Origin of the sequence: Paraburkholderia haematera (genome assembly GCF_905220975.1) — a bacterium.
In the GTDB taxonomy this organism is placed as follows: Bacteria; Pseudomonadota; Gammaproteobacteria; order Burkholderiales; family Burkholderiaceae; genus Paraburkholderia; species Paraburkholderia haematera.
In genome coordinates this window covers 167,172-183,467 of sequence record NZ_CAJNBK010000004.1, presented here as the reverse complement: position 1 = coordinate 183,467, position 16,296 = coordinate 167,172, and the positions used below count along the sequence as shown (strand labels likewise).

General features: G+C 60.7%; 14 protein-coding genes. 8 read left to right on the top strand and 6 right to left on the bottom strand.

Annotated features, from left to right (window positions below; all coding sequences use genetic code 11):
* Positions 1-186: 186 nt before the first annotated feature.
* Together bamA and KHO23_RS10500 are read left to right on the top strand one after the other, a co-directional pair.
* Positions 187-2,496: an outer membrane protein assembly factor BamA gene (bamA, locus tag KHO23_RS10505; protein WP_211610951.1), complete on the top strand. Its 2,310-nt coding sequence runs from the start codon at positions 187-189 to the stop codon at positions 2,494-2,496.
* Between the two features lie 338 nt (positions 2,497-2,834).
* Positions 2,835-3,590, top strand: coding sequence for a winged helix-turn-helix domain-containing protein (locus KHO23_RS10500; protein WP_211610950.1), 756 nt, complete (start codon positions 2,835-2,837; stop codon positions 3,588-3,590).
* Positions 3,591-3,911: 321 nt separating this feature from the next.
* Here KHO23_RS10500 and KHO23_RS35550 read toward each other — a convergent pair whose 3' ends face one another.
* Positions 3,912-4,274: a DUF2866 domain-containing protein gene (locus KHO23_RS35550; RefSeq protein ID WP_211610949.1), complete on the bottom strand. Its 363-nt coding sequence runs from the start codon at positions 4,272-4,274 to the stop codon at positions 3,912-3,914.
* A 379-nt stretch (positions 4,275-4,653) separates the two neighbouring features.
* Here KHO23_RS35550 and KHO23_RS35005 point away from each other — a divergent pair, with 379 nt between their 5' ends.
* Positions 4,654-5,601, top strand: a complete 948-nt coding sequence (locus KHO23_RS35005; RefSeq protein ID WP_236066786.1) for a winged helix-turn-helix domain-containing protein — start codon at positions 4,654-4,656, stop codon at positions 5,599-5,601.
* 55 nt (positions 5,602-5,656) lie between these two features.
* Here the strand turns inward: KHO23_RS35005 and KHO23_RS10485 are convergent, their stop codons facing one another.
* Positions 5,657-6,601 (bottom strand): LysR substrate-binding domain-containing protein, encoded by a 945-nt coding sequence (locus KHO23_RS10485; protein ID WP_211610948.1) that lies wholly within the window; start codon positions 6,599-6,601, stop codon positions 5,657-5,659.
* 141 nt (positions 6,602-6,742) lie between these two features.
* On the opposite strand from KHO23_RS10485, the gene KHO23_RS10480 reads away from it, so the two are divergent.
* Genes KHO23_RS10480 through KHO23_RS10470 form a run of 3 tightly spaced genes read left to right on the top strand, consistent with a single transcriptional unit; the run spans position 6,743 to position 9,244 of the window.
* Positions 6,743-7,825: a tartrate dehydrogenase gene (locus KHO23_RS10480; RefSeq protein ID WP_211610947.1), complete on the top strand. Its 1,083-nt coding sequence runs from the start codon at positions 6,743-6,745 to the stop codon at positions 7,823-7,825.
* A 38-nt stretch (positions 7,826-7,863) separates the two neighbouring features.
* The gene (locus KHO23_RS10475) at positions 7,864-8,865 is read left to right on the top strand and encodes a M14 family metallopeptidase (protein WP_211610946.1); all 1,002 of its coding nucleotides are present in this window, start codon (positions 7,864-7,866) and stop codon (positions 8,863-8,865) included.
* A 34-nt stretch (positions 8,866-8,899) separates the two neighbouring features.
* Positions 8,900-9,244 carry a cupin domain-containing protein gene (locus KHO23_RS10470; RefSeq protein ID WP_211610945.1) on the top strand — a complete coding sequence of 115 codons (345 nt, stop codon included), beginning with the start codon at positions 8,900-8,902 and terminating at the stop codon, positions 9,242-9,244.
* A 183-nt stretch (positions 9,245-9,427) separates the two neighbouring features.
* Here KHO23_RS10470 and KHO23_RS10465 read toward each other — a convergent pair whose 3' ends face one another.
* Positions 9,428-9,634: a hypothetical protein gene (locus KHO23_RS10465; RefSeq protein WP_211610944.1), complete on the bottom strand. Its 207-nt coding sequence runs from the start codon at positions 9,632-9,634 to the stop codon at positions 9,428-9,430.
* A 91-nt stretch (positions 9,635-9,725) separates the two neighbouring features.
* Here KHO23_RS10465 and KHO23_RS10460 point away from each other — a divergent pair, with 91 nt between their 5' ends.
* Entirely contained in the window at positions 9,726-11,084 is a 1,359-nt protein-coding gene (locus KHO23_RS10460) for an MFS transporter (protein WP_211610943.1), read from the top strand.
* Between the two features lie 74 nt (positions 11,085-11,158).
* Here KHO23_RS10460 and KHO23_RS10455 read toward each other — a convergent pair whose 3' ends face one another.
* On the bottom strand, positions 11,159-12,253 hold the full coding sequence (locus tag KHO23_RS10455) for a hypothetical protein (protein WP_211610942.1): 1,095 nt from the start codon (positions 12,251-12,253) through the stop codon (positions 11,159-11,161).
* Positions 12,254-12,642: 389 nt separating this feature from the next.
* On the opposite strand from KHO23_RS10455, the gene KHO23_RS10450 reads away from it, so the two are divergent.
* Positions 12,643-12,972, top strand: coding sequence for a hypothetical protein (locus KHO23_RS10450; protein ID WP_211610941.1), 330 nt, complete (start codon positions 12,643-12,645; stop codon positions 12,970-12,972).
* 44 nt (positions 12,973-13,016) lie between these two features.
* Here KHO23_RS10450 and KHO23_RS10445 read toward each other — a convergent pair whose 3' ends face one another.
* Together KHO23_RS10445 and KHO23_RS10440 are read right to left on the bottom strand one after the other, a co-directional pair.
* Positions 13,017-14,177 (bottom strand): glycoside hydrolase family 53 protein, encoded by a 1,161-nt coding sequence (locus KHO23_RS10445; RefSeq protein ID WP_211610940.1) that lies wholly within the window; start codon positions 14,175-14,177, stop codon positions 13,017-13,019.
* 133 nt (positions 14,178-14,310) lie between these two features.
* Entirely contained in the window at positions 14,311-16,275 is a 1,965-nt protein-coding gene (locus KHO23_RS10440; protein ID WP_211610939.1) for a beta-galactosidase, read from the bottom strand.
* Positions 16,276-16,296: the final 21 nt, after the last annotated feature.

Genomic DNA, 16,296 nt, shown 5'->3' with positions numbered 1-16,296 from the left:
GAGCAGCCTGCGCGATGCACACGTTAGCAACCCTAATGGGCGGAAAGTTTTCAGTAACGGATAGCGGGGAAACGCGATCCTATACTTCGCGCTTTCCAGAGCCATAAAACGCCGTTTCGAATGCATCGCTCGCTGTCGAGCGTTCTTGTTTGCGCTACGCGCGCTGCATCAGGACAGAACCCCAAGATGAATCTTCAAGCTTTAACGAGCCGTATTGCGGGCGCGCTCTCGCTCGCCGGCATCACGCTGACAACCGGATCGGCGCACGCGGCACAGCCGTTTGTCGTGCAAGACATCCGGATCGAGGGACTCAAACGCATCGAACCCGGCACTCTGTTCGCCTATCTGCCTATCAAACAAGGCGGCATGTTTAGCGACGATAAGGCTTCGGAAGCCATTCGCGCGCTCTACGCCACGGGCTTTTTCAATGACGTCAAGATTTCGACTGAAGGCAATGTCGTTATCGTTCACGTTCAGGAACGTCCGGCGGTGGGCACGATCGACTTCGCCGGCATTCACGAGTTCGACAAGGAGAACCTGACCAAGGCACTCGGTTCGGTCGGCTTGTCGCAAGGCCGCTACTACGACAAGGCGCTGCTCGACAAAGCCCAGCAGGAACTCAAGCGCCAGTACCTGACGCGCGGATACTACGCCGCCGAAGTCGCCACCACGATCACACCGATCGACCGCAACCGGGTGGCAGTGTTGTTCTCGGTGACTGAAGGTCCGAGCGCGAAGATCCGTCAGATCAACTTCATCGGCAATAAGGTATTCAGCACGGACACGTTGCGCGACGAAATGCAGATGTCCACGCCGAACTGGTTCTCCTGGTACACAAAGAACGACCTGTACGCGAAAGACAAGCTGACCGGCGACCTGGAGCACATTCGCTCGTACTACCTGAATCGCGGTTATCTGGAGTTCAACATTGAATCGACCCAGGTATCGCTGACGCCGGACAAGAAAGAGATGTACCTGACGGTCACGCTGCACGAAGGCGAGCCGTACACCATTTCGTCGATCAAGCTGGCAGGCAACCTGCTCGATCGCGAGGCGGAGCTGGCCAAGCTCATCAAGATCAAACCGGGTGAGCGCTTCTCGGCTGAAAAGCTGCAAGCCACCACTAAGGCCATCGTCGACAAACTCGGCGAGTACGGCTATGCGTTCGCCACCGTCAACGCGCAGCCTCAGATCGATCAGGAACACCACAAGGTCGACATCACGCTGCAAGTGGATCCGAGCCGCCGTGTGTACGTGCGTCATATCAATGTGGTCGGCAACACGCGCACGCGTGATGAAGTAGTACGCCGCGAAATGCGCCAGCTCGAAAGCTCGTGGTTCGATTCGAATCGTCTCGCGCTGTCGAAAGACCGGGTCAACCGTCTCGGCTACTTCACCGATGTCGACGTCACCACGGTGCCGGTCGAAGGTTCATCCGACCAGGTCGACGTGGACGTCAAGGTGACCGAAAAGCCGACCGGCGCAATTACGTTGGGCGCGGGCTACTCGTCGACGGACAAGGTAGTGCTCTCAGCGGGCGTGTCGCAGGACAACGTGTTCGGCTCAGGCACGAGTCTCGCCTTGAACGTGAACACCGCGAAGACCTACCGCACGCTGACGGTGACCCAAACCGATCCGTACTTCACGGTGGACGGCATCAAGCGGATTACCGACGTCTACTATCGCACCACCTATCCCCTTTACAACTACACCGACACGAGTTTCCGGATCATCACCGTCGGCGCGGACCTGAAATTCGGCATTCCTTTCTCCGAAGCCGACACCGTTTACTTCGGCGTCGGTCTCGAACAGAACCGGCTGTCGATCGATTCCTCGACGCCTCAAAGTTACAAGGACTACGTAGCTGAATTCGGCGACGTCGTGAACAATGTCCCCGTCACGGTGGGCTGGGCCCGGGACGATCGCGACAGTGCACTAGTGCCGAGCCGGGGTTATTTCCTGCAAGGCAATGGCGAGGTCGGCACCCCGCTTGGCGGCACCGAGTACTACAAGGCGGACGTTCAGGCGCAGTATTACTATTCATTCGCGCGCGGCTTCATTCTCGGCCTGAATCTTCAAGGCGGCTACGGCAACGGCTTTGCTGGAAAGGCGTATCCGATCTTCAAGAATTACTACGCGGGCGGTATCGGCTCGGTACGCGGCTACGATGCGGGTTCGCTCGGCCCGACCGACAAGACGACCGGCGACCCGATCGGCGGTTCGCGCATGGTCGTAGCCAATGTCGAGATGACGTTCCCGTTGCCCGGCAGCGGCTGGGACCGGACACTGCGCGTCTTCACTTTCATGGACGCCGGCAACGTCTGGGGCGACGAAGGCAACAGCACGGGCGCCAACGGATTGCGGTACAGCTATGGCGCGGGTCTCGAATGGATTTCACCGATCGGCCCGCTCAAGTTGTCGCTTGGCTTCCCGCTTGTCAAACACGCCACCGATAAGTACCAGAAATTCCAGTTCCAGATCGGCACGTCGTTCTGATCTGGAACACCGCTCGCGGTCGGTGTATGAGGACCGCGGGCATCACTCGCATCATTCAGCCGCGCTTACAACTCCTCCTGACGTCCTACCCCGCCTGAACCGGTTCCCGATCCGTTCACAGCACCGCGCATTCTCCCTCCCGCTCCGTTTTCACAAAGTCTTCTCAGTTTCGCCATTGTTGCTCCGACATTGGCATCTATCATTCGCTCATCATCAGCGCGACCGAGTACGGTCCGCTTTCTGAGCCCGATAGGTCGCTCAAAAAAATAGCGAATTGTTGAACGTGAACATCGCACAGACCGCAATCGTCGATTCCGGTTGGGAGGTAACGCAGATTTATGACTATCAGCCTGCTTGTAGTCGAACCCGATCAATCAGTCCGGGATCAGTTGCGCTCTCACTTTCAAAAGAACCAGATCGCGCTCTCGGTACTGTATAGCGCGGTTCAGCTTGCCAGCCGGGTGGAACTGGAGTGTCCGTCAGCGATTCTCTTGCGTGCCGAGTCGCCGATGATTGAAGCACGAGAAGCGCTGCGGCAACTCCGGCTAGCGGGCTACGACATGCCCATCTTCGTACAAAGCAGCTCCGACGAGATCGTCGATAAAATCGTCGCTTTCGAATTGGGCGCGGATGACTATATCGTCGACCCAGTCGATCCTCACGAATTAACCGCCAGGATCAAGCGCGCCGTGCAACGCTGCAACCGCTCGCTCTGCGATGCCCCGGAAATTCGTGAGAAGGTTTTGTTCGGCAGTTACCAAATAGACTTTGCGACGCGGCGCCTGGTGAGGGACGGCTGTGAAATCCCGCTGCGATCCGGCGAGTTTGCCTTACTCAAGCTGTTTGCAAGCAACCCGATGCGAATCTTGACGCGCGCGATGGTCAACAGCCAGCTAGGCAGGGCGGAAAGCCAGAAGGCCAGTCTGGACGTTGCGGTCTGCCGCTTACGCGGCGTGATAGAAGCCGATCCGTCCGCCCCGAGGTTCATTCAGACCTTGCGCGGACGAGGCTATATGTTCGTACCCTCGCCAGAGTCGCCACCCTCGCATGAGGTACGCGAAAGTGCGATTACGATGCACGATGGAATGGACTGAGAGAGTCCCGCGAGCATGCGCGTATAACGCTATACGTGCATGCAGGCGTGCATGCGCCCAGATCATCCGCGGCGCCTTCGGAAACGCGCCCGGTGCCGTTGCCGCGGGAGAAAGCATTGATGCTCTCCAGGCGCAATCCATGGCGGATTGAAGGGCAGCAGATCGCTGCCGCGGCCAGGACGAGTATGAGGACGCGCATAACGGAATGCTCAAAGTTGATCTTGTCAGTCAGACAGCCATAGGACACCGAAGTTTTTTTGACTGAATTACACTCCCTTTCTGCCGGACCGATCTACTTTCAGTAACGAGGTTGAGCAGCGCTTAGGCTCGCCGCAGGCGCACGCGGCTCGCAGGCGTAGCGGGGTCATCGGTCAGGGTGTGACGCTGACCGATGCGATGCAGACTCACGCGCTCCCTGATCTCGGCCACGGTCGCGGCGCCTCGCACCGCAATGCAGGAGTATTCGCCGTTGCGGTTGATCCACTCGACGATCCGGCAGCACTCGCCCCACGGCTGCATGAGCGGCGCGGAAACGCGGCAGCCGCGTATCTTCACGGCATCAGAAACGCGTGGTGCGCTAAGGCCGTTTTGAGCCTCGCGGCGGGCGCCGGCAACGGCGGCTGTCTTTCGGCCGGGCTGGAAACCGCGCGATTCGGCACGGATCGCAGGTGAAGAAACTTGCATGAGATTGCTCCACTGACTGAACTGACGGAACTCACCATCGGACATGGCCTCTTTGTCAGGCCACTGTAAAAGTGCCATACCATCATATCCAGACAACGCGCAGACACAACGAAGAAAGGATGGAGAAGTTGTGGAGATTCGCCGGCAACTGTGGATTGACACCGCATTCATCTAGAATTCAGCCATGCAAAGTGAAACGATCCGAATTTGTCCAGGCCGCCCTTTCAGGACCTTTCTCTCGCACGTGCGGCAACAGCGAATGAAGATGCGCTTTGGCCGATTTGGCCGATTTGGCCGCTTTGGAATTACCTGGAAAATGTTCCTCGCGGTATTAGTCGCATGCCTCGCGATTTCCCTAACTATGGGATACGCCTTGCGCGTGAGCTTCGAAAACGGCTTCCTGCACTATGTTCGCGAGCGCAACGCCGGGCGCATCAAAGCCGTCATGGCGAAGGTCACGAGTGAATACGCCGCTCACGGCAACTGGAGCTTCCTGCGGGAGCATCCCGACGCATGGCTCGCGCTGCTGGACGGCGCCGCACACGACGCCCTGCGCGAAGAACTCGCCACCGCGCAGTTAGGCAAGTTGCCGGGCTGGCGAACCTTTCCGGGCAGCGGCAGCGTTCAGCAACTGCTCGGGCCGCTCTCGGGCCCGTCAGAAGGACCGCATTGGGGCATGCGCCTTCCGCCCGCGCCACCACCCAATCAGGACATGGCGATGGAGCGTGACCGTGTTTCGGCAAGCGGCGTCGCGGGCGGTGACAGTCGCTATGACCGGCCTGCGCCTTCAACCCCTTTGGCGTCATCTCCCGCCTCGCTGCCTTCGCGTGACGGCGTGGCTCGCGACACGCCGCCCGAGGGGCCGCCCGTCACACTCTACGACGCCAGCCATGAACTCGTGGCGAGCACCGGCCAGCCTCCGCCGCCCGGCAGCACGATGAGACCGGTTGTCTATAGCGGCAAGGTGGTGGGCTGGCTCTCCGTGAACGGGCCCGACACCCTTTCGGACGCTGCGGACATCGCGTTCCAGGCGCAGCAAAAACGCTCGACCTGGGAGATCGCGGGCGTTGCTGTCGTGCTCGCGGCGCTCGTCGCACTGATCCTTGCCCGCATCGTTCTCGCGCCGGTCAAGCGCCTGATGAAATCGCCGGGACGCATTTTTTCTCGCGACTACCTGCTGAGTCATCTCTACGCGGATCACCGTGTGGTCACCGACCGGACCATCGACAGCCATATCAAGAACCTGCGCCGCAAGCTGCAGGGCGCACGGCCGGACAGCGAGCCGATCGCGTCCGTGTACGGCGTGGGCTACCGTCTGGAGATCTGATCGATACGGCGGATAACGTCTTGAGGTCTTGATCCGGCGCGGGCCGTTTTCGAATTCAGGTCGCCTGTCCTGAAGGTGCCGCCGTCTCAGGCGGCGGACTCCATTGCGCGAATTCCTCGCTCAGAAAGTCGACGCACACCCGCACCTTCGCCGATTGCGCAAGCCGCGCCGGGTACACCGCCCACAGGTTCGCGGGTTGCGTGACCTCGGGAAGAATCTGCTGCAACTGGCCACTGTCGAGCAACGGACGCACGTCCCACATCGAGCGCAACACGATCCCGCGACCGGCCAACGCCCATTGCACGGCCACTTCGCCGTGATTGGTGGAAAGCGGCCCGGTGACCTTGATCGACGCCGTTTCGCCGCGCACATTCAAGCGCCACAGACCGAATGGATGGTCGCGCTCCTTGATAGCAAGACACGCATGTGCGGACAGATCGGCGAGTTGCCGCGGCGTGCCATGCCGTGCGAGATAACCGGGCGAAGCGCATAACACACGATGATTCGACGCGAGCCGCTTCGCAATCAGGTGCGGAGCGATCTCGTCGCCGATCCGGATATCGAGGTCGAAGCCTTCGCCGCCCACGTCGACGAGACGGTCGAACAGATCGAGCCTCACGCTCAGTTGTGGATATCGCTCGGAGAAGCGGGCCAGCGCGGGCGCCACGAAACGGCGGCCGAAACCGAAGCTGCTGGAGATGCGCAGCTTGCCGCCGGGAATGCGGCGCGTAGTGGAGACGTCTTCCACCAGTTGATCGACGTCGTCGAGAATCTTTTCGGCCCATGTGTAGACGCGCTCGCCGGCCTCGGTAATCGCGACGCGCCGAGTGGAGCGATGCAATAACCGCGTACCGAGCGTAGTCTCGAGCACATTGATGCGTTTGCTGACATACGCCGCGGACACCGACAGCGCCTCCGCCGCCGCGCTGAAACTCGATTTGCGCGCCACTTCACAAAACACGCGCAAATCGCCGAGATCGGGTGACGGAACGGCGTTCATAGGGTTTCCGTTTATGCACGAATCGTGCACAGTGGCTTAACTAAAGCGACCATTTTAAGCTCAAACGGCAGGAATAAAATAACCGCAATCGAATCGTTGAATCGTTGAACCGCCGAACGCCCAAATAGGAGGAGCAGGAACATGTCGAAGAAATATCGGATTGCGGTCATACCCGGCGACGGCATCGGTGTCGAAGTGATGCCGGAAGCCATTCGCGTGCTGGACACGGTGCAAAAGCGCTTCGGCATCGAACTGGAGTATCAGCACATTGAATGGGCAAGCTGCGATTACTACGCGAGGCACGGCAAGATGATGCCGGACGACTGGAAAGCCCAACTGCAATCGGCCGACGCGATTCTGTTCGGCGCGGTTGGCTGGCCCGACACCGTGCCTGACCATATCTCGCTGTGGGGGTCGCTGCTGAAGTTCCGGCGCGAATTCGATCAGTACATCAACCTGCGCCCTGCCCGGCTCTTCGCCGGTGTGCCTTCGCCGCTCGCGGGCCGCAAGCCGGGCGACATCGATTTCTGGATCGTGCGCGAGAACACCGAGGGCGAATATTCGTCGGTGGGCGGCGTCATGTTCGAAGGCACCGAGCGCGAGTTCGTGCTGCAGGAATCCGTGTTCACGCGGCACGGTAGCGAGCGTGTGCTGAAGTTCGCGTTCGATCTCGCGCAACGGCGCGAACGCAAGAAGATCACCGTGGCCACGAAGAGCAACGGCATAGCGATCAGCATGCCGTGGTGGGACAAATGCGCGGCCGGTATCGCGGCGCAGTATCCAGATGTGACGTGGGACAAGCAGCACATCGACATTCTCTGTGCGCGCTTCGTGCTGAACCCGGACCGCTTCGACGTCGTGGTCGCAACCAATCTGTTCGGCGACATCCTCTCCGATCTCGGTCCTGCCTGCACGGGCACGATCGGCCTCGCGCCGTCGGGCAATCTGAACCCGGATCGCAAGTTTCCGTCGCTGTTCGAGCCGGTGCACGGTTCGGCGCCCGATATCGCCGGTAAAAACATCGCCAATCCGATCGCGATGATCTGGTCGGCCGCGATGATGCTCGACTTCCTGGGCAAGCATGAGGGCGCGGAACGCGAGGCGCATGACGCGATTCTCGCGGCGATCGAAGCAACGCTGATCGAAGGCCCGCATACCGGCGATCTCGGCGGCAAGGCGAACACCACCGAAGTCGGTCAGGCGATCGCTGGGAAACTCGCCTGAGCCTGTCGGCCCCAACCCTCTCTCGAGGACACTTTCGAATGAGCACGGAAATCTACCCCATCGAAGTCGAGTTCCCGGATATTTCGGTTCACGAACAATCGTCGTCCGGCATCGCCTACGTTCATACGTTCGACTCGGGCGTGCCGGGACCGCATGTGATGATCAACGCGCTCACGCACGGCAACGAAGTGTGCGGGGCGATCGTCGTCGACGAACTGCTGCGCCGCGGCTTAAGGCCGCGTCGCGGATGCCTCACGCTCGCCTTTGCGAACGTCGCGGCCTACCAGCGTTTCGATCCTGCAAAGCCCGACGCGGCCCGCTTCGTCGATCAGGACTTCAATCGCGTGTGGACCGCCGCGATGCTCGACGACACATCGAGCACGTCGAGCGAATTGGCCCGCGCACGCGAAATACGCCCGGTGACCGACACCGTGGACATGCTGCTCGATCTGCATTCGATGCATGAGAAGAGCAAGCCGCTGATCGTGGCGGGACCGCTGCAGAAAGGCATCGACCTCGCGGTGCGTCTCGGCACGCCCGCCACGGTGATCTGTGACGCAGGTCATCCCGAGGGTCGCCGCATGCGCGATTACGAAGGCTTCGGCTCGGCGGACAGTGCAAAAAACGCGTTGCTGATCGAATGCGGACAACACTGGGAACAGAGCGCGGTTGCCGTGGCGCGCGACACGACCGCGCGCTTCCTGCTGCTGGCCGGCGTGATCGACGAAGCGGATCTGCCGGGCGGCTGGCTGGCGCCGCTGCCGCCCGCCCAACACATTGTTCGCGTGACGCAACCGGTGGTCGCGACCAGCATGGATTTTCGTTTCGCGGCGCCGTACACCGGCCTGGAGATCTTTCCGGATGCCGGCGCGGTGATCGGCTGGTCGAATGGCGAAGCGGTGGTCACGCCTTACGATAACTGCATGCTGGTGATGCCGTCGCTGCGGCAGTTGCGCCCAGGCGTTACCGTCGTGCGGCTGGGCAAGATCGAACAGACCGTCTCGAACGCAAACACGAGTTTCAATACGGCCGGCCGATGAATCGGCTCCCGCACATTCAAAAGGTAACGTGAACATGAAGGTTCAAAGCATCAAACAAAGCGTGAGTCTGCCGAATCTGGAGGACTGGGGCACTGCGGGGCTGCCCGGCACAACACCGCTCCAGGTGTCGGGTGTGCAGCGCGTCATCAAGGGCAGCGAAGCTATCGACACCGGCATTTTCGAGTGCACGACCGGCACGTATCGCCGCTCGATCAAGCAGGCCGAGGTGATGCACTTCCTCGCGGGGCGCGGCCGCTTTACACCCGATAACGAAGAGACCGTCCATTTTGAAAGCGGCGACACGCTCTTTTTCGAAGCCAATACAGAAGGGCTTTGGGAAGTCGAGGAAACCATGCGAAAAGTTTACGTGATCTTCTGAGCCCTACCCCGAGCGCCGTCTCCCGGCGCTCGCTCCCGTCTCACCCTGCCCCAAGCCGCACTCCCGACGCCCCCCCTCGCTGCGGCATCCACAACCGTTCCCGCTATTCCTTTGCTCCGCCCCATTCGTGGGCATCTGCAATATAGTCGGGTAATCCCGCGTTGCTCCTCTTTGTCAAACTACTTACAGTTCGAGGTCGTTCGCATAATGAATCAGCGTTCTATATGCGAACAAATCGGATGCGCGCCGCAGGCGTTCCAGCGCACCAACATGCAACACGCTCGACACGACGGGTTCGGGCCACACCATCACGGCCACTGCGACCATAGGCGACGGCTTGCCGAGCGCGCCGTCGTCGTCGCGCAGCCCGTGCGTTGCCGGCGTAGGCATCGTGCACCGCTTCTAACCAGCGTACGATCGTAAAAGAAAGGAAGGTTCGTGACGGCGAGCCTTCCCATGTTCTGCATGTCAGGAGACCACCATGAGCCGCAGCACCGCCGTGAACGTTCAAACGTTTATCAACGACCATCCCTTCTCGCCGTTCCAGTGGCTCATTTTTTTCATGTGTTTCGTCATCGTCCTGCTGGACGGTTTTGACACAGCCGCGATCGGCTTCATTGCACCGTCGCTGATCGCTGAATGGGGCATCACCCGGCCGGCGCTCGCGCCAGTGCTCAGCGCGGCGCTGTTCGGCCTCGCGTGCGGCGCGCTTGGCTCAGGGCCGCTGTCCGACCGGCTCGGCCGGCGCTCGATGCTGCTCGGCTCGGTGCTCCTGTTCGGTGTGGCCTGCTTCGCTTCGGCGTTCTCGAACAGCATCGAACACCTCACGATGTTGCGCTTCATCACCGGCGTCGGCCTCGGTGCGGCCATGCCGAACGCCGTGACCATGATGGGCGAATACTGCCCGGATCGCCGCCGCGCGACCGTGATCAATCTGATGTTCTGCGGCTTTCCTTTGGGCGCGGCCTTCGGCGGCTTTCTCGCTGCGTGGATGATTCCGCACTTCGGCTGGCGCAGCGTGCTGCTGCTCGGCGGTATCACGCCGCTGGTCCTGCTGATCGTGCTGGTCGTGAAGATGCCGGAGTCGGTTCGCTACATGGTGGCCAATAGCAAGCCAGTTGAACGGATTCGCGCAGCGCTCGCGCGCATTTCGAGCGACGCCGCCGAAGCCGGCAGCTTCATCATGACGGAGACCGCGCCGCAAACCGGCGGCAAGGGCATGAGCGTGGTGCTCTCGCGTTCGTACATCATTGGCTCGGTCATGCTGTGGATTGCTTACTTCATGGGCCTCGTGATCTTCTACGCCTCGATCAACTGGATGCCGATCCTGCTGAAGGACGCCGGACTCACGCCGCAACGCGCGACGTTGATTTCCGCGCTGTTCCCGCTCGGCGGCGTGGGCGCCGTGCTGTGCGGCGTGCTGATGGACCGCTTCAACGCGAACCGCATCATTGCGGCCTGCTACGCGCTGACCGCTGTGAGCGTGTACTTCATCGGCCAGGCGGTCGGCAACGTGGGCGCGCTGGTGTTCATCGTGTTCGTCGCGGGCGTGCTGATGAATACCGCACAATCGTCGCTGCCGGCGCTGGCCGCCGCGTTTTATCCGACTCAAGGTCGCGGCACGGGCGTGGCGTGGATGCTGGGGATCGGCCGCTTCGGCGGGATCGCGGGCTCGTTCCTCGTGGCCGAGCTGACGCGCCGCCACTTCACGTTCGGCGGCATCTTCGCGACGGTCGCGGTCGCGGGCCTGATCTCGTGCGTGGCCTTATTGATCAAGCAGGCAGCACGCCCGCATGTGACGGCCGAGGCTGGCGCGAAAGCGGAGTCGTTTGGGCATTGATCAGGAGCCGCGCAATCCCGCAGACGCAGGCGGGTTGAATGGGCCGCTACAGGCGGCCCATTGACTTGCTGCTCTTACTGGTTGACGAAAATCAGTCCGTGCGGCGTGCCCAAGCCCGTGAAAACAGGCGTCATCACCCCGGTGGACGTATTCGTTTGCAGGAGGGTGCCCTGGCCCGCGCTGTAAGCCGTGCCGGCCGTGAAGCCTGCGGTTGCATCGATCCGATAGATCAATTGCGCCTTGTTGTCGGCCAGCAGCATGAACGAATTTCCTGACGGCGCCCAACGGGTGTCGTCAACAGGCCACGAATTGCCATACAGCGTCAACGGCAGCACGCTCACCGACTGATTCGCACCGGGGTTGGAGACGAACACCAGTTCCGAATCCTGCTGGCTATCCACGACCAGGTTGCCGCTCGGATCGGCCGCCATCGAATCCGGGTCGGTCATATTGAGCGTGACTTGCGTATTGGTGGGGATGTTGTTCGCTGTCGCGTTGCCCATCAGCACGGGCGTCAGATGGAACGTCTGATGGTCCGAATTCAGCGTGACGCTGTACACCGCCGGCACCGTGCTCACACCGTTGGATGCCGTCGCGGTGGCCGCACCCACGTTCGGATTGGACGCGCTGGTATACACGACGCCGTTGAGCATCTTCATATCGTCCAGGCCGCCGCCGTGGATCGGCGCCGTATCCGGCGTCAACGTCGTCTGGGTATTCGCCGTGGTATCGATCACGATGATCATCGTGTCAGCGTCTTCGTTGGTGCTAACCCAAATGGTGTGCGAATCGTATTCCATCAGGCCGTCGGGGTGCCCCGGCACATTGAATGTGCGCACAACGTTACCGCTCATGTCGTACTCGATTACCTGGCTCTGCGGCGTGGTGCCTGCGACGTTGGTGCCATCCGGATTGTTATTGTTGTCCTGAGCGATGGCGAAGATATTGCCGCCGTGCAGAAGCAGATCGTCCGGGCGAAGCGTGCCGGGCGCCTTGGCGAACACCGAGATCTTGTAGCCCGACTGAGCCGCCGCGACCGATGAGGGAACAGGAATGCTCGATGACGAAGACGGCGTCGTACCCGAAGCGGTCGATACGTTGTCGCTCCCTCCGCATGCGGCAAGCACCGAGACCAAGCCCGCAATACACGTTATTTTGAATGAATTCATGGTATTTGATTATCGTCAGTGGGATATTCACTACCATATCTTTCGCACGCTAAGAATTCATGACGATGAGCCAACGAAACGCCTTCAATCGTTCGCAATTTTTATATCGTATTCCTATTTAATTGCCAGTTATTTCGCCCAACCACAGAAAAATCTCATGCACCTCGTCACGCATAGAAAAATCCTTGGCCGGACCATACAGCACCAACCTTATCTAAACCTTAAGCAAGATGCGGCCTGCCAAACAGCCACGAGTGAGCTAGCGCGGTTAAAAAAAGCGGCACGTCCCACTTCCCGATAAACTACGCGGCTATTTGATTCGTTCGATTGCCGCGATGGGAATACCACCGCTTGCGCACCGTCAACCATTTAACGCCAGGATTTTGGTCATGAAACGCGTAGTTGTATCGGCAGTACTCGTGGCGTGCCTCACCCAGCCGGCCGTGAAGGCCATTGCCCAGACAGTCAGCGATCAGTGTTTTGCGATCGGCGATATCGCCGGCCAGGTAGCATCGTGGCGGGCGCACAAAAAGACGAAAGAGCAGGCGCTTGCTCAAGCGGCAAAGTACTACAAGGGTGAGTCCGACCGGCAAGCGGTCGCTATCATCATCGATAAGATCTACAGCCCGGACGCGCCGCACATGACCCCCGACCAGGCCAGCATGGCGTTCACCTCGGACTGTGCAAACCAGCACAAATCGCAGGCACCCTCGAACTAGTGCCTGCGGTCCGTCCAGAGCATGTCGCTGCGCTGCCTCCAGAGCTACCGCTTGCGAAACGCATCCAGCGACGTCAACGCGTTCCCGTGAAAATCGAACAATGTGTTGTTGTCCCACTGATCGCCCGCCCCGACCTTCCAGCCGACGTTCGGCGTAGGGATCCATTCCGGCTCCCACCAGAACACCCCCTTGCCGTGACCGCCGGGTATCGCCTTCACGATGTCCATCACCGCGTCGATAAATTGCGTCTGACCAGCCGGTGTTTGCGGGAACGTTGTGGAGCCGGTGTTTGTCATCGCGTTGGGTTCCGAATCGCCGTCGCTGGTCGTCCACGGATAGGCGGTCTCGACAACCATCACATCCTTGTCGTAGCGGGTCGCCATATCGTTCGCATTGTTCTGCAGGTCGGCTAGCGAGCCTTGCCACTGCGGATAGTAGGACAGGCCGATCACATCGAACGTGACGCCGCGCTGTACCGCGCTGTCGAACCACCAGCGGCTTGTCGCGTTGTTGCCGCCGCTGTCGAGGTGCAGCATGACCTTGATCCGCTCATCGACCGATTTGACCGCGTCGTGCCCGGCCTTCAGCAACTGCGCGAGGTTGTCCCACTGGTCGTACTTGCCGAGCGGCCACAGCATGCCGCCCGTGATTTCATTGCCGACCTGAACCCACTCCGGATGCACGCCGTCGTGCTTGAGCATCTTGAGGACGTTCGACGTGTACCCGGACAACAGCGCACAGGTTTGCTCGATATCCTTGCCGGCCCAGTCATGAGGCGGATACTGCTTGCCCGGATCGGCCCACCAGTCGCTGTAGTGAAAGTCGATCAGCACGCGCATGCCGAGCGCGGCAGCGCGGCGAGCCAGCACGCGGACATGTTCGGCGTTGTTATAACCGGCTGCGGGGCTTTGGTCTGCCGGAAAAAAATTCGGATTGCCAGGATCATTCCATACTTTGATCCGGATCGAGTCGACGCCGTGACTCTTCAGCATGAAGAGACAGTCGAGCGGGATGCCCTGCTCGTAAAACTTCGCTCCATTGGCTTCGAGCTCCAGCAGCGTCGACACGTCCGCGCCTTTCGCGAACCCATGGCCACGTCCGAACAGGCCCAGTTCGCCGGCCACCGCAGGCACGCCGAGCGTTGCGCCCACACCGGCGGCCGCCCCAGCAGACGCGAGCCATCCCAGCATTTCTCTTCTGTTCATCTGTCATCCTCCATCGATTGAATGGCGGCTCTTTCAAAGGCCGCCTGTTCCGGGTTGAAGCGTTTGAATTTCACCCTCAATTTTTTTCGATACCGCCCTCTTCCAACTTGCTCACGCCTATCGATGCAAGCGGCTACGCGTTCCTCCACGCGCAGACATCGCCGGTTTTCAACAGCGAATGTCCCAGTACAAACGTCGAGTTGGCAGGTGCTGGCGCTTGCACCTGTTCCGGGCCGAAGTTGAACGCGAAGGTCAGATCGCCGCGCCGGCGAAGGCGCAAGCCGTCAGCCAGCCGTTGCGTCCCGACGCCGGCATCCTTCGCGGCCTGCTGCAAAATCTCGCGATGCAGCGCGTGCGACAACCAACTCGCCACGTAGCGAACCTTTCCATAAGCGAGGATCGCCGGCCACGAGTCGTCGAATTGCGCCTCGACGGTCGTCTCGCCATTGGCGCGAACGTGCTCGCGCCAATGCATCGCCTCACCTTGCGTGTCTCCAATCGAAAGCGCCGGCTTAAGCGTCGGGCGCAGCGTTTCGACTTCGAGCACCTGCATCGGCAGAACGCGTTGCAACGCGCCAGGCGGCAAGCTCGCCGGAATAGCAAAGGTCGGGGTCTTCGAGCCGCTCCTCGGACCGAATACCCATTGCGCCGAACTCCGCTCGATCTGGTCCACGAGCGTGTCGTCGACCACGGCGAGGCTCGGTACCACCACCAGTCTGTATGTCGAAAGGTCGGCCTTGCTCGACACGATATCGACATCGAGGCCCAGCTCACGCAGCGCCTCGTAGTAGTCAAACGCGAGCGTCTGATAGTCGAAGGTCTTGCCGTGACGCTGAATTTCGAACATCCACTGCGTCTCATAGTCGAACACGATCGCGGTGGCTGCGCGCGCCGGTGCGCCGAGCGCGGACAGTGCCGCGGACGAAGCAATTTCACGCGCCGCCTGCTGCACTTCGAGGCCGCCAGGCGACAGTTCGTTGTTCGGCAGATTGAGGCCGGAATGCATCTGTTCCTGCGCATACGGACACTGGCGCCAACGGAAATACGACACCAGCTCCGCGCCATGCGCGAACGCTTCGTACGCCCACAGCCTGACCATGCCCTTCGCCGGCACCGGATTCCACGGCGCCCAGTTGACCGGCCCTGCCTGTTGTTCCATCACCCAGAACCGGCCGGCGCCGATCGCGCGATAACGGTCATGATCGAAGGCGGAGACGTCAGGATGCGCGGTGCGTGCGTAACGTGCTTTCTGCTCGTCAGGCAACGCGATCGACTCAGTGCGCGCGATCGGATAGCTGTCCCATGCCGCCACGTCGAGCGCGTTGTCTTCGGCAAAGCGGTAATGATCGAAAGTCGTGAAGAAGCCCATGAAGTTATGCAGCAGATCCGCCCCGGGAGCATGCCGGCGCAGCACGTCGATCTGCTCGCGATGGAATCCCGCCACCTCATCCGACATGAAGCGGCGAAAATCGAGCAGATGGATCGGGTTGGCGTCGGTCGGTGTGAGGTTAGGCAGGCCGATTGCCTCGAACGACGGATACTCCATGCTCCAGAACACGTTGCCCCAAGCCTCGTTCAACGCATCAGCGCTTTCATAACGATGCCGCAGCCACGCCTGAAAACGCGTCAGCGCAGCGGGCGAATAGCTCGGCACGGTCTCGTGACAGCCGAGTTCGTTATCGGTCTGCCACGCGACAATAGAAGGATGCCGTCCGTAGCGCTCCGCCATCGCGGTGACAATGCGAACGCACTCACGCCGATAGGATTCGCTGGAAATGTCGTAGTGACGACGCGAGCCGAAATTCCAGCGCACGCCGTCCGCGCGCACCGGCAACGCGTCGGGGTACGCGTCGATCAGCCACTTCGGCGGCGACGCGGTCGGCGTGCCCAGCACGAGCTTCAGTCCGGCAGCCGCCAGCGTCTCGACCGCTTCGTCGAGCCAGCCCCAGGCGAATTCGCCGGCGCGCGGCTCCATCCGGCTCCACGCGAATTCCGCGATCCGCACATGCGTAATGCCGAGTTCGACCATACGTTTTGCATCGTCGGCCCACATCGAACGCGGCCATTGTTCCGGGTAATAGCAAACACCAAGTTGCATGAGAGAGTCTCTTTGATAGAT

Coding starts and splice junctions, on each gene's coding strand:
- KHO23_RS10465 (WP_211610944.1), bottom strand. CDS start 9,634: ATGCCTACGCCGGCAACGCACGGGCTGCGCGACGACGACGGCGCGCTC.
- KHO23_RS10480 (WP_211610947.1), top strand. CDS start 6,743: ATGTCGAAGAAATATCGGATTGCGGTCATACCCGGCGACGGCATCGGT.
- KHO23_RS10455 (WP_211610942.1), bottom strand. CDS start 12,253: ATGAATTCATTCAAAATAACGTGTATTGCGGGCTTGGTCTCGGTGCTT.
- KHO23_RS10470 (WP_211610945.1), top strand. CDS start 8,900: ATGAAGGTTCAAAGCATCAAACAAAGCGTGAGTCTGCCGAATCTGGAG.
- KHO23_RS35550 (WP_211610949.1), bottom strand. CDS start 4,274: ATGCAAGTTTCTTCACCTGCGATCCGTGCCGAATCGCGCGGTTTCCAG.
- bamA (WP_211610951.1), top strand. CDS start 187: ATGAATCTTCAAGCTTTAACGAGCCGTATTGCGGGCGCGCTCTCGCTC.
- KHO23_RS10475 (WP_211610946.1), top strand. CDS start 7,864: ATGAGCACGGAAATCTACCCCATCGAAGTCGAGTTCCCGGATATTTCG.
- KHO23_RS10450 (WP_211610941.1), top strand. CDS start 12,643: ATGAAACGCGTAGTTGTATCGGCAGTACTCGTGGCGTGCCTCACCCAG.
- KHO23_RS10460 (WP_211610943.1), top strand. CDS start 9,726: ATGAGCCGCAGCACCGCCGTGAACGTTCAAACGTTTATCAACGACCAT.
- KHO23_RS10445 (WP_211610940.1), bottom strand. CDS start 14,177: ATGAACAGAAGAGAAATGCTGGGATGGCTCGCGTCTGCTGGGGCGGCC.
- KHO23_RS10485 (WP_211610948.1), bottom strand. CDS start 6,601: ATGAACGCCGTTCCGTCACCCGATCTCGGCGATTTGCGCGTGTTTTGT.
- KHO23_RS10440 (WP_211610939.1), bottom strand. CDS start 16,275: ATGCAACTTGGTGTTTGCTATTACCCGGAACAATGGCCGCGTTCGATG.
- KHO23_RS10500 (WP_211610950.1), top strand. CDS start 2,835: ATGACTATCAGCCTGCTTGTAGTCGAACCCGATCAATCAGTCCGGGAT.